This window comes from Arthrobacter sp. 05T444 (assembly GCF_056395905.1).
Genome location: NZ_JBFTKK010000018.1, coordinates 79,460 through 91,296, shown reverse-complemented (window position 1 = coordinate 91,296; position 11,837 = coordinate 79,460). Strand labels below are relative to the sequence as shown.

The window sequence follows — 11,837 nt, the reverse complement described above, 5'->3', positions numbered from 1 at the left end:
TACGGTCCCGAAGACCTCGAACTCGTCGCTCAGAAACTCAACGGCCGGCCACGTAAAACGCTCGGCTGGGAAACCCCAGCCGAGCGTTTACGTGCTTTACTACTAACCACCTAACCAACAGGTGTTGCAACGACCCCTAGAAACCGCCCCAAGGATCCAGGGCCTCAAGTGTTCGTTCGCGTCCGGCTTCCGCAGCGTGAGGGCGGGGCGCCGGGCGGTTTAGCCGAAGAGGACCGCGGCTTCGTCGTAGCGGTGCTGCGGGACGGTCTTGAGCTTGCCGAGGGCCGCTTCGAAGCCCACGTGGTCAATGTCGGTGCCGTTCAGCGACACCATGGTGCCCCATCGGCCTTCGACCACCGAGTCGATGGCGGCCATGCCCAGGCGGGTGGCCAGCACACGGTCGAAGGCCGAGGGCACGCCGCCGCGCTGGATGTGGCCGAGGATGGTGGCGCGGGTCTCGATGCCGGTCCGGGCTTCGATTTCGGGAGCGAGCTGGTCGGCGATGCCGCCGAGCCGGGGCCGGCCGAAGGTGTCCAGGCCGCGCTCGGAGTGCGGGGATTCCATGTGGCCCGGAACGAAGCCTTCGGCGACGACGATGAGGGGAGCGCGGCCGCGGTCGTGGGCTTCGTTCACCCATTCGACGATCTGCTCGATGCTGACCTTCTGTTCCGGAATGAGGATGGCGTGGGCACCGGCGGCCATGCCGGCGTGAAGTGCGATCCAGCCGACATGGCGGCCCATGACTTCGGCGATCATGCAGCGGTGGTGCGACTCGCCGGTGGTGCGCAGTCGGTCGATGGCCTCGGTGGCGATCTGGACGGCGGTATCGAAGCCGAAGGTGTAGTCCGTGGCGTCGAGGTCGTTGTCCACGGTCTTGGGGACGCCGACGATTTTCAGTCCGGCGTCCGTGAGGCGCTTGGCGGCCGCGAGAGTGCCTTCGCCGCCGATGGCGATGATGGCGTCAATGCCGAGCCGGTCCATGTGGGCCTTGATAACGTCCGGACCGCCGCCGTTCTCGAACGGGTTGGTGCGGGACGTGCCCAGGATGGTGCCGCCCTGCTTGGCAATGCCTCGGACCAGTGTGCGGGGAATGGGAATGATGTCTCCCTCCACCACTCCGCGCCAGCCATCCAGGAACCCCACGAATTCGTGGCCGTGGATGGCAATGCCCTTCAGGACAGCGCCGCGGATCACGGCATTCAGTCCGGGGCAGTCTCCGCCGCTGGTGAGGATTCCAATTTTCATTATCTAGGCTCAAATCCTGGTTCGAAGGGTATACAGGCAGAGCGCCACGCTGAGCTCACAAGAGAGTCTAGTGGCCAGTGTGGGGAAGGACACAAACGGTTACATGGGGCCCCGGTCCGGCACCGTGCCGGCGTGGGAAAGGCGGCAGCCGGGCGGCTTGAGTGAGCGTCTTGCGCAGGTGTGCCCCTGCTCCGGAGGGCAGGGGCACATGAACCCGTTGGTGCTGCGGGCGGTTATCCGCCGCCCGGTCAGTAGCGGTTGCCGCGCTTCGCGAGGAAGGATTCAAGGGCAATGCCGTTGTTCTGGTCCGGGAGGACCAGCCACGCGGCGAGGTAGAACACCACGGCCGGCCCCGGCAGGAGGCAGAAGAGGAGGAAACCGATCCGGACGAACGCGACATCCACGTTCAGCTTTTCGGCAATCCCACCGCAGACTCCGCCGAGCCAGCGCTGCGGACCACGCTTCAGGCCGAGGCCCCTGACAATGCTGTAGAACTTTTCCATGGTTCAAGACTTCCCGGTTGTGGGGCTGTTGTCACGTCGGCGGGCCGAGAGCAGTCCGCCGATCACCAATGCGGCGCCGGCGCCGATCATGAGGCCGATCAGTACGTAAGTCCCGTTCAGGGCCACGATCCCCAGCTGGGAGATGATGATGAGGACGGCCAGTGCGAGGACCACGAGGCCCCAGACGATGGTGCCGACGCGGGCCGATGCAGGAGCGGGCTCGCCATTATCCGTTACGGGCCGCCGCGGAAACCCGGAGGCTTCCGGCGCCCGGGACGTTTCCGGCCCCCGCGGCGTTTCCGGTGATGGGTCAAAGTTGCTCATGTCAGTTTCCTTCCTGGATGGTGACATTGCTGACGGTTCCGTCGATCTGCAGGATCAGCCGGGCGCCGGGCTTGTCCGTGTTGTAGCTGCTCTGGCGGGACGTGATGCCGCTGCGGCTGGCGGAGCCCTCGTTCAGGTTGCCCAGCGTCATGTCAGCCCTGACGTCCACCGGCACGGTGCTGGGGATGACGACCGTGACGTTGCTGGCAGTCACATCCATGGGGATGACGACGTCGGCGGGCAGCGGTGCGGTCAGGCTCAGCCCGGTCAGGTCAACAGTTCCCTTGCCTCCGGTGATCTGGAAGCCCTCGCGGGCCTGTTGGATGCTGGTGGGGTTCCAGTCCGCGTCCTGGAAGCGGAAGCGGTCACCGTTCGGCACCGCGTTGAAGATGCCGCCAATGATCAGTGCGACCACCGCGAAGAAGCCGAGGATGCCCGAGGTCCGGCCGCGGAAGCCCGCCAGCAGGATGCCTAGGCCCAGGACGGCGGCGCCGCTTGCCCAGACCACAGCGTTGGCGGAATTGCCCAGCTCAATCACGTTGCCGGCGTCGAGCGCCTTGAGGGTGCCACCCACCAGCAGGGCCACGCCCGCGGTGATGGCCACCGCAGGGGCGCCGGGTCCGCCCGGCTTCGATTTCGGTGCCGGAACGGGGGCGGGCACCGGAGCCGCTCCGCGGGGCGGAACGCTGCCGTAGCCGCCGCCGTAGGAGGCGGGAATGTGTGCCGGCCCGGCCCCGCCGTACGGCGGGTTGGGTGAGTACGGCAGGTTGGGGTCCGACGTCGGACCGGTCCCGTACGGCGTTGGGTCCGCCTGCGTGCCGGCTGCGAAAGTGGCCGTGGCGCCAGATGCCGGGCCGCCAGTCGGGGCGGCGTATCTGTAAGCGGGCTGGCTGCTCGCCGGAGTGTTGTTCATGGCTGTTCCAATGGGATTTTTGTTGCGCTGGGTGAGGAAGTAGACAAGGTAAATGAAGCCGCCAATCCAGAACAGGGTCCAGAAGAAGCCGAAGCCGTCGTGCCCCCAGCCCCAGAAACCGCCGCCCATTCCCGTGAGGCCGAGGACGGTGGTGATCAACGCGCCTGTCATGCCGCTGGTCCAGCGGCCGGCACCTGCCTCCTGGGTATGGATCCGTCCGTCCGGCTCCGGGAGGAGCGCCCAGCCGATGCCGTAGAGCAAGACGCCGATGCCGGCGAACAGGGTGAGGACGATGAAGATGCCGCGGACGATAAGCGGATCGATGCCCATCCGCTCGGCGATGCCGCTCGAAACGCCGCCGATCCAGCGGTCGCGGCCGCGGTGGATGCCGTGGCCGCGGATCCAATCGAAGAAGTTCTGTTGCTGCGGCGGCCGGCCGTAGCCGGTTCCGAAGGCAGGGGCGCCTGGCGCGCCGTGGCCGCCCGGCAGATCATGGGAGTTATGGAGCGGCGGAGGGAGCAGCGGCTCGGTCTGTGGCTCGGGAGTGGCCGCGGTCGGCGGCTCCTCCGGACGGTCTGCCTGGGGCTCCGGCTGCTGTTCTTCCCGCGAGCTGGGCTGGTCGTCGGACGTGTTGGCGGGCTGTTGCCCTTCAGAGGGATTGGGGTTCTGCGAGTTCATACTTCGATACTGCCGTTCGGAGGGTCTCCGGCTCTATTGGGGAGTACCCTGAGTGGTCCCTGACTTACCCCTGGTCCAGGCCTGAAAGCGGTCTCCGATACCCTGATCCGTGTTTGGATTGATGCATGACCACCGCCCCTGTCCGCCCGCCGCTGGTCCGCAGCAGCGACCGCATGATCGCCGGAGTCTGTGCGGGCCTCGCTGCGCACCTGGGCTGGCCAGTGCGCATGGTGCGGATCGGCATGGCAGTGGCCGCCCTTGCCGGCGGTGCGGGCTTCGCGTTCTATGCCTGGCTCTGGATCATGGTTCCCACCGCGGACGAAGCCGCCCGGCGGAACGCCAGGCGGCCGGCGTCGCCCATCGCCCCCGCGGTGAGCACCCCGCCCGCGGGCTCCCCGCACGAGCCGGGGTCCGCCGTCGACCCGCCGTTTTCCGCTGGAACGTACCCTCCCGCCTACCCGCTCAGGGGCTACGGGCCGGGCTCCATTTCGCCGGGAGCTTACGCCCCCGCTGCCGGCCCCGCTCCGTCCGCAATGTACGACGCCGGGACCCCCTTCCAGACTCCGGCAGCTGGCGCCGTTCCCGGCACCGTCGGCGCGGGCACCGCTGTTCCGGTCAGCGGTGTCCCGGGGACCGGAGCCTGGTTCCGCGTCCGCAGCATGCGCTACGGCAAAGAGATCCTGCTCGGTTCCGGGCTGCTGCTCGTGGCCGGGATCCTGATCGCCCGGCTGCTCGGCGCCGAGGTCCCGCTGGGTACCCTGATCCCGGCCGCTGCCATCCTGGGCGGTGCCGCCATTGCCTGGATGCAGCTCGATGAAACGCGCCGCGCCGGCTTGGTGGACAAAACCAAGGCGGACCAGGCGGGCGGGTGGGCACGACTTGCCGCCGGGCTGGCGCTCGTGGTGGCCGGTGTGCTCGTGATGGTGTCCGGTTCCGGCTCCTGGGAGCAGACGTGGCTGGCGCTGCTGGCGTCGGTGGCGGTGCTCGGCGGCGTGGCGCTGGTGCTCCTTCCCTGGGGCCTGAAGTTCTGGCGTGACCTCGAGACCGAGCGGGCCGGCCGCGTACGCGAGACCGAGAGGGCGGAGATCGCCGCCCATCTCCATGACTCGGTGCTGCAGACCCTTGCCCTGATCCAGCGGCGCGCAGCCAGCGAGAACGATGTGGTGCGGCTGGCCCGGGCGCAGGAGCGCGAACTGCGCGGCTGGCTCTTCAAGGACCCGGCCAAGGACGCGGGCCAGCTCTCGGACCGGATCAAGGCGGCCGCGGCCGAAGTCGAGGACGGACTCGGCAACGCGGTCGACGTCGTGAGCGTGGGAGACACGGCCATGACCGACCGGCACGAGGCGCTGGTCCAGGCCAGCCGCGAGGCCATGCTGAACGCTTCCCGCCACGGCGGCGGGCCCGTCTCCGTGTACCTTGAGGTGTCCGACGGCGGAGTGGACGTCTTCGTCAAGGACCGCGGCTCCGGATTCGATCTTCGCGGCGTTCCGGAGGACAGGCTCGGCGTCCGGGAATCCATCATCGGCCGCATGAAGCGCCACGGCGGAACCGCCGAGATTATCAGCAGTCCGGACGGCACGGAGGTTCGGCTCAAGCTGCCTGCCGCCGTCGCGGAGAACGGGGAAGGGAAGCCATGAGCACTCCGGCATTGGACGGAACAGCAGCAGGAAACCAGCGGGAAACGGTCAGGGTGGTGATCGTTGACGACCACGCCATCTTCCGTTCGGGCCTCAAGGCTGACCTCGATCCGAGGGTAACGGTCGTGGGGGAGGCCGGCACGGTGGAGCAGGCCATCGAGGTGATTGCCCGGACCAGGCCCGGCGTGGTGCTGCTCGATGTGCACCTGCCCGGCGGTCTGGGCGGAGGAGGGCGGGAGGTCATCGCCGGCTCGGCTGCGTTGCTGGGCACAACCAAGTTCCTGGCACTCAGCGTGTCGGACGCCGCCGAAGATGTGGTGGCCGTGATCCGCGCCGGGGCCCGAGGCTACGTGACCAAGACGATTTCCGGGGCCGAGATCACTGACGCGGTCTTCCGTGTTGCGGGCGGCGACGCCGTGTTTTCGCCGCGGCTCGCAGGGTTCGTTCTGGACGCTTTCGGCACGGCCCCCGCCGACATCGCCGACGACGAACTGGACAGGCTCTCAGCCCGGGAACTCGAGGTCATGAGGCTTATTGCGCGCGGCTACAGCTACAAGGAAGTGGCCAAAGAGCTGTTCATCTCCATCAAGACCGTGGAAACGCACGTGTCGGCGGTCCTGCGGAAGCTGCAGCTCTCCAGCCGCCACGAGCTGACCAAATGGGCCGCGGAACGCCGGCTCCTCTAGCCAACCCCTACGCTCTCTCACTTCCTGCCGCTTGAACCGGGACGCTCTCTCACTTCCTGTCGCTTAAACCGGGACGCTCTCTCACTTCCTGTCGCTTAAACCGGGACGCTCTCTCATCAGGTGAGAGAACGTCCCGGTTTTTCCTGCGGGAGGTGAGAGAGCGTTGGGGGTTTTCCTGCGGGAGGTGAGAGAGCGTTGGGGGTTTTCCTGCGGGAGGTGAGAGAGCGCGCCTACTTCGCCTTGCCCAGGAAATCCTGCAGCCGTCCCACGCCGGTGGCGAGGTCGTCATCGCCCAGGGCGTAGGACAGCCGCAGGTAGCCCGACGGGCCGAAAGCCTCGCCCGGAACCACGGCAACTTCCACCTCGTCCAGGATCATCGCCGCCAGTTCGGCGGACGTTCCGGGACGAACCGGACCGTTCGCCGTCGGGAATTCCTTCCCGAGCAGACCGCGGACGTCGGCGTAGACGTAAAAGGCGCCCTTCGGCGTCGGGCATTCAACGCCCTCAATGGCATTGAGCCCGGCGACGATAGCCTTGCGGCGGCGGTCGAAGGCCACCTTCATCTCGTCGACGGCGGTCAGCGGGCCGGAGACGGCGGCAAGGGCTGCCACCTGCGGGATGTTGGACACGTTGGACGTGGCATGGGACTGGAGGTTCGTGGCGGCCTTGATGACATCGGCCGGCCCGATCATCCAGCCCACACGCCAGCCGGTCATCGCGTAAGTCTTGGCCACGCCGTTGAGGATCACCACTTTGTCGCCGAGCTCCGGAACGGCCGTGGCGATCGAGGTGAACGGGACGTCGTCGTACGTCAGGTGCTCGTAGATCTCATCGGTGACCACCCACAAGCCCTTGGCCGCGGCCCACTGCCCGATTTCCGCGACCTGTTCGGCGGAGTAGACGGAGCCTGTCGGGTTGGACGGCGACACGAAGAGCAGGATCTTGGTGCGGTCAGTGACGGCCGCCTCCAGCTGCTCCACAGTCACCAGGTAGTCCTGCTCGGGTCCGGCGAAGACCTCGACGGGCACGCCGCCGGCCAGCCGGATCGCTTCCGGGTAGGTGGTCCAGAACGGGGTGGGCACAATCACTTCGTCGCCCGGGTCAACCAGTGTGGCGAACGTGTTGTAGACGGCCTGCTTGCCGCCGTTGGTAACCAGCACCTGGGAAGGGTCCGCTTTGTAGCCGGAGTCGCGGAACGTCTTCTCGGCGATGGCCTTCTTCAGCTCCGGCAGGCCTCCGGCGGGGGAGTAGCGGTGGTACTTCGGCTGGCTGGCGGCCTCGATGGCCGCCTTGACGATGTAGTCCGGGGTGGGGAAGTCCGGCTCGCCCGCACCGAAACCGATCACTGGCCGGCCGGCTGCTTTCAGCGCCTTGGCCTTGGCGTCGACAGCCAGGGTGGCAGATTCGGCAATGGCGGAAATGCGTTTGGAAACGCGGGCGGCAGACATGGCGGGTCCGTTCTTCGCTTGCAGCTGGGTAGCTGAATGGTGGAATTCGACGGAATCTACTCTATGCTGTTCACCGGATCGTTCGAGGTGGGACGCGGCAATGTGACTGCAGCCTGGTCAGGTTTTGCACAGCCACCAAGACGGTCCGAAATGAGGCTGGTTCGACGTACGCGAAGTTGTTGCGTAGACTAGTTCTCCGGTGTTGAAAACACGATGATGACGTGCGCCTCAGGGAAGTCTGGGTCAAGCATGGCCTCGATCAGTTTTCAACCCACAGGATCAGTTTTGATCCATAGGGTAGTGGCGCAATTGGTAGCGCAGCGGTCTCCAAAACCGCAGGTTGCAGGTTCGAGTCCTGTCTGCCCTGCGCAAGCTGTCCCGGTGAAAAACCGGGGCAAGCGCAGCAACCATGGTTCAGTTCAGAGCCGGGTAATCCGACATTGCGAGGATGAGTGAGGACCAGGTGACCGAAACAGCTGCAAGCAGCTCCAAGGGCCGCCCCGCAAAGAAAGCCGCCAAGGCAGGCTTCTTCGCTCGAATTGCACTCTTCGTCCGCCAGGTCATCGGCGAGCTGAAGAAGGTCGTCGCACCCACCCGCAAGGAACTGATCAACTACACGCTCGTGGTGCTGGTATTCGTGGTCATCATGATGGTCATCGTCACCGTGCTGGACCTGGGCTTCGGGACCGCGGTGGGCTGGGTCTTCGGCGGTACAGGCGCCAAGGACCGCTAAGGCGATAGGTCCGCAGACTGCGCGGGCTCCTACGATTATCGGAGGGAGCTGCGGAGTGTGCGGAATTGAGCCATTTAAATAGGCATGTTAAGCAATGAGGAAGCAGGAGACCAAGTGTCTGAGCAGGAGCTCGAGGTAACTGAGGCTGAGCTGGATGGCCCCGCGGACAGCACGGCCGACGCCGCGGCTGAAGCCGTTGAAGGGTCTGAGGCTGATTCTGCTGCACCCGATTCCGAAGGCGACGCCGATGAGGCAGAGGCCGAAACTGACGTAGTCGACGAAGCAGACGCTGAAGACGACGCCGACGCATCCGAAGGCGATGACGAAGACGCAGACGCCCTGGCAGCTGCGGCAGCCAAGGCCGACGTCGACCCCGCAGAAGAGTTCAAGGGCAAACTGCGCCGCCAGGAGGGTGACTGGTACGTCATCCACTCCTACGCAGGTTACGAAAACCGCGTCAAGGCCAACCTTGAGACCCGCATCCAGACCTTGGACATGGAAGATTACATCTTCGAAATCCAGGTTCCCATGGAAGAAGTCGTTGAGATCAAGAACGCTCAGCGCAAGGTCATCAACCGCGTCCGGATCCCCGGCTACGTTCTCGTCCGCATGGACCTGACGGATGCCTCGTGGGGCGCCGTCCGCCACACCCCGGGCGTCACCGGCTTCGTGGGCAACGCCCACAACCCAGTGCCGCTGCGCCTCGACGAGGTCTTCTCCATGCTCGCTCCGGTCTTCGAGGAAGAGCAAGCCGAGAAGGGCAAGCCCGTCAAGCACGCCGCCGCCCCGGTGGACGTCGACTTCGAGGTTGGCGAATCGGTCATCGTCAAGGAAGGTCCCTTCGAGACCCTCCCCGCCACGATCTCCGAGATCAAGATTGATTCCCAGACCCTCGTGGTGCTGGTTTCCATCTTCGAGCGCGAAACGCCGGTCACCCTGGCATTCAACCAGGTCACCAAGATCTAGCAATACCCACAGAATTCGCTCCGGGGCTGCCCGCTTAGCAGCCACGAAGCGGCCGACCGCCTCGCCATGGCGGTCAACCACCTGAGGCACGCTCCTGTGTCCCAGGACGCATTTGAGAGAAGGACCCTACATTGGCTCCCAAGAAGAAGGTCACCGGCCTCATCAAGCTGCAGATCCAGGCAGGTGCCGCTAACCCGGCTCCGCCGATCGGTCCTGCGCTTGGCCAGCACGGTGTCAACATCATGGAATTCTGCAAGGCGTACAACGCTGCGACGGAAGCCCAGCGCGGCAACGTTATTCCTGTTGAAATCACGGTCTACGAGGACCGCTCGTTCACGTTCATCACCAAGACCCCGCCGGCTGCAGAGCTCATCAAAAAGGCTGCAGGCGTCGCCAAGGGTTCCGCTACCCCGCACACCGTCAAGGTTGCCAAGCTGACCCAGGCCCAGGTCAACGAGATCGCTTCCACCAAGATGGAAGACCTCAACGCCACGAGCCTCGAAGGCGCAGCGAAGATCATCGCCGGCACCGCCCGCTCCATGGGTATCACCGTCGAGGGTTAATTCCCTCACCGCTGAAGCGGCGCGGCTTCGGGAAACCGACGACGACGCCGGACAGCACCGCCGGGAAACCGGCACCACTGAAACATTGAAATGTTGGAGATCCACGCCGGATCCGCCAACTGTGGCAGGGCCCAGCGCGGTCCGCAGACCACAACTGCACAAGGAGAATAAGCAGCATGGCAAAGCGCAGCAAAGCATATGAGGCAGCCGCCGCCAAGATCGACGCGGAGAAGTTCTACGCGCCGTTCGAGGCAGTGACGCTCGCCAAGGACACCAACCCGTCCAAGTTCGACGCCACCGTTGAGGTCGCTTTCCGCCTGGGCGTTGACCCCCGTAAGGCTGACCAGATGGTCCGCGGCACCGTCAACCTGCCCCACGGCACCGGTAAGACTGCCCGCGTTCTCGTCTTCGCCACGGGCGACAAGGCCGAAGCAGCCATCGCTGCAGGCGCCGACTTCGTTGGTTCCGATGACCTGATCGAAAAGATCGCCGGCGGCTGGACCGACTTCGACGCAGCCGTTGCCACCCCTGACCTCATGGGCAAGGTTGGCCGCCTCGGTAAGGTCCTGGGTCCGCGTAACCTGATGCCGAACCCGAAGACCGGCACCGTGACCGCTGACGTCACCAAGGCTGTCAACGACATCAAGGGCGGCAAGATCGACTTCCGCGTCGACAAGCACTCCAACCTGCACTTCATCATCGGTAAGGTTTCGTTCGACGTCATCAAGCTGGCCGAGAACTACGCAGCCGCTCTCGAAGAGGTACTTCGTCTGAAGCCGTCCGCTTCAAAGGGCCGCTACATCCAGAAGGCTACGGTTGCCACGACCTTCGGTCCCGGCATCTCCGTAGACCCGAACGTCACCAAGGTGCTGACCGAGGTCTAATCCTCGCGAACCACCCGCCGGTCATCCGGCGGGCAACAAGGGCCGCCCGGCATTGCGCCGGGCGGTCCTTTGTTCTTGCTGCCGGCCTCTGCCGGCCCCTGGAGCGCGCAAGGCTGTGCGGCTAGGCTGATGCCGTGACGACGCCGGCTTACCCCATAGAACCTCTGGTCCTGCCTTCCTCCATCGATTCCCCGGATGCCTCAGACTTTCTGGAGTTCAGCGATCTCAGTGACGCGCTGGTGCTGGAAACGTGGGAGAACCTTGACCGTGCCACCCCGAGGGAGGCCCGCCTCGAGGCTTGGCGCGACGATGACTATAAGCAGCTCCGGATCTTCTTCGTCCGTCTGGACGGGCGCATGGTCGCCAAATCCTGGATCAGATTGCCGCTGCAGGAGAACCTCCAGGACGCGATGGTGAGGGTGGACGTCCTGAACGAATTCACCGGAAGGGGAATCGGGCAGGCGCTGCTGCGGCATGGCGAGGAGCTGGCCGCCAGCCACGGCCGCAGCACCCTGCAGAGCTTCACGGAACACGCGGCGGTCTTTGATCCGGACGGGCCCGGCGTCCTGAAGCCGGGAACAGGCACGGGAGGGGTCCCCGCAGACTCGCGAGCGGCCAGGTTCGCCGCAGCCGGCGGCTACACTCTGGAGCAGGTCACCCGGTTCAGCGCACTGGACATGCCGGTAGCGGATGGCACTCTCGACGCCCTGGACAGGGAGGCAAGCTCCATTGCCGGGGACAGCTACGAACTCCTCAGTTGGACCGACCGCTGCCCTGACGAATATATTGACCAGCTGGCTGTGCTCATGTCCCGAATGAGCACTGACAGCCCGGCCGGCGCCCTCCACTACGATGCCGAAGTGTGGGACGCCAAACGCGTCCGGCACGTTGAGGATGAGTGGCAGCAGACCGGCCAGGAGGCTCTGTTTGCTGTGGCGCGGCACAAGGCGAGCGGTGAGCTGGCCGCCTACTCGGTCCTGCAGTATTCCGGGTCAAAACCCTGGGTCGCGGAGCAGGACGACACCCTTGTCATCAAGGCACACCGTGGAAACCGCCTGGGCATGCTCGTGAAAATTCTGAATCTTCGGCGGATGGTGGCGGAGCATCCCTCGGTTGAACGGATCCTCACGTTTAACGCCGCGGAGAACGACCACATGCTCGCGATCAACATCGCCCTGGGCTTCCGCCCGGCGGGGTACGACGGCGAGTGGCAGCGACGCCGCTAACCGTCATATGCTGGCGACGGATACTCCGCGT

The 11,837-nt window shown here is 65.5% G+C and carries 12 protein-coding genes, 1 tRNA gene and 1 pseudogene; 9 read left to right on the top strand and 5 right to left on the bottom strand.

Annotated features, from left to right (window positions below; all coding sequences use genetic code 11):
• Window positions 1-114: pseudogene (locus tag AC1DD3_RS16715) on the top strand (IS30 family transposase); the annotation flags it as partial.
• Window positions 115-219: 105 nt separating this feature from the next.
• On the opposite strand, the gene AC1DD3_RS16710 reads toward AC1DD3_RS16715, so the two are convergent.
• The 4 genes from AC1DD3_RS16710 to AC1DD3_RS16695 form a co-directional block, all read right to left on the bottom strand.
• Complete coding sequence (locus AC1DD3_RS16710; RefSeq protein WP_230118086.1) at window positions 220-1,245, bottom strand: ATP-dependent 6-phosphofructokinase; 1,026 nt, start codon at window positions 1,243-1,245, stop codon at window positions 220-222.
• A 248-nt stretch (window positions 1,246-1,493) separates the two neighbouring features.
• Window positions 1,494-1,748, bottom strand: coding sequence for a PspC domain-containing protein (locus AC1DD3_RS16705; RefSeq protein ID WP_230118087.1), 255 nt, complete (start codon window positions 1,746-1,748; stop codon window positions 1,494-1,496).
• 3 nt (window positions 1,749-1,751) lie between these two features.
• Window positions 1,752-2,072: a hypothetical protein gene (locus tag AC1DD3_RS16700; protein ID WP_230118088.1), complete on the bottom strand. Its 321-nt coding sequence runs from the start codon at window positions 2,070-2,072 to the stop codon at window positions 1,752-1,754.
• Window position 2,073: 1 nt separating this feature from the next.
• Complete coding sequence (locus AC1DD3_RS16695; RefSeq protein ID WP_476882117.1) at window positions 2,074-3,663, bottom strand: PspC domain-containing protein; 1,590 nt, start codon at window positions 3,661-3,663, stop codon at window positions 2,074-2,076.
• Window positions 3,664-3,788: 125 nt separating this feature from the next.
• Here AC1DD3_RS16695 and AC1DD3_RS16690 point away from each other — a divergent pair, with 125 nt between their 5' ends.
• Window positions 3,789-5,300, top strand: coding sequence for a PspC domain-containing protein (locus AC1DD3_RS16690; RefSeq protein WP_476882116.1), 1,512 nt, complete (start codon window positions 3,789-3,791; stop codon window positions 5,298-5,300).
• Window positions 5,297-5,986 (top strand): LuxR C-terminal-related transcriptional regulator, encoded by a 690-nt coding sequence (locus tag AC1DD3_RS16685; protein ID WP_230118091.1) that lies wholly within the window; start codon window positions 5,297-5,299, stop codon window positions 5,984-5,986. The genes AC1DD3_RS16690 and AC1DD3_RS16685 overlap by 4 nt, the downstream gene beginning before the upstream one ends.
• Window positions 5,987-6,216: 230 nt before the next feature.
• On the opposite strand, the gene AC1DD3_RS16680 is transcribed toward AC1DD3_RS16685, so the two are convergent.
• The gene (locus AC1DD3_RS16680) at window positions 6,217-7,434 is read right to left on the bottom strand and encodes a pyridoxal phosphate-dependent aminotransferase (protein WP_230118092.1); all 1,218 of its coding nucleotides are present in this window, start codon (window positions 7,432-7,434) and stop codon (window positions 6,217-6,219) included.
• A gap of 294 nt (window positions 7,435-7,728) precedes the next feature.
• On the opposite strand from AC1DD3_RS16680, the gene AC1DD3_RS16675 reads away from it, so the two are divergent.
• The 6 genes from AC1DD3_RS16675 (at window position 7,729) to AC1DD3_RS16650 (ending at window position 11,806) form a co-directional block, all read left to right on the top strand.
• Window positions 7,729-7,801, top strand: a tRNA-Trp gene (locus tag AC1DD3_RS16675).
• 81 nt (window positions 7,802-7,882) lie between these two features.
• The gene (gene secE, locus AC1DD3_RS16670; RefSeq protein ID WP_230118093.1) at window positions 7,883-8,167 is read left to right on the top strand and encodes a preprotein translocase subunit SecE; all 285 of its coding nucleotides are present in this window, start codon (window positions 7,883-7,885) and stop codon (window positions 8,165-8,167) included.
• A 114-nt stretch (window positions 8,168-8,281) separates the two neighbouring features.
• Window positions 8,282-9,133, top strand: a complete 852-nt coding sequence (nusG, locus tag AC1DD3_RS16665) for a transcription termination/antitermination protein NusG (RefSeq protein ID WP_230118094.1) — start codon at window positions 8,282-8,284, stop codon at window positions 9,131-9,133.
• Between the two features lie 131 nt (window positions 9,134-9,264).
• Window positions 9,265-9,696 (top strand): 50S ribosomal protein L11, encoded by a 432-nt coding sequence (gene rplK, locus AC1DD3_RS16660; protein WP_003803853.1) that lies wholly within the window; start codon window positions 9,265-9,267, stop codon window positions 9,694-9,696.
• A 176-nt stretch (window positions 9,697-9,872) separates the two neighbouring features.
• A complete protein-coding gene (gene rplA, locus AC1DD3_RS16655) occupies window positions 9,873-10,580 on the top strand; it encodes a 50S ribosomal protein L1 (protein WP_230118095.1) in 708 nt (235 codons plus the stop codon).
• A gap of 134 nt (window positions 10,581-10,714) precedes the next feature.
• Window positions 10,715-11,806 (top strand): GNAT family N-acetyltransferase, encoded by a 1,092-nt coding sequence (locus AC1DD3_RS16650; RefSeq protein ID WP_476882115.1) that lies wholly within the window; start codon window positions 10,715-10,717, stop codon window positions 11,804-11,806.
• Window positions 11,807-11,837: the final 31 nt, after the last annotated feature.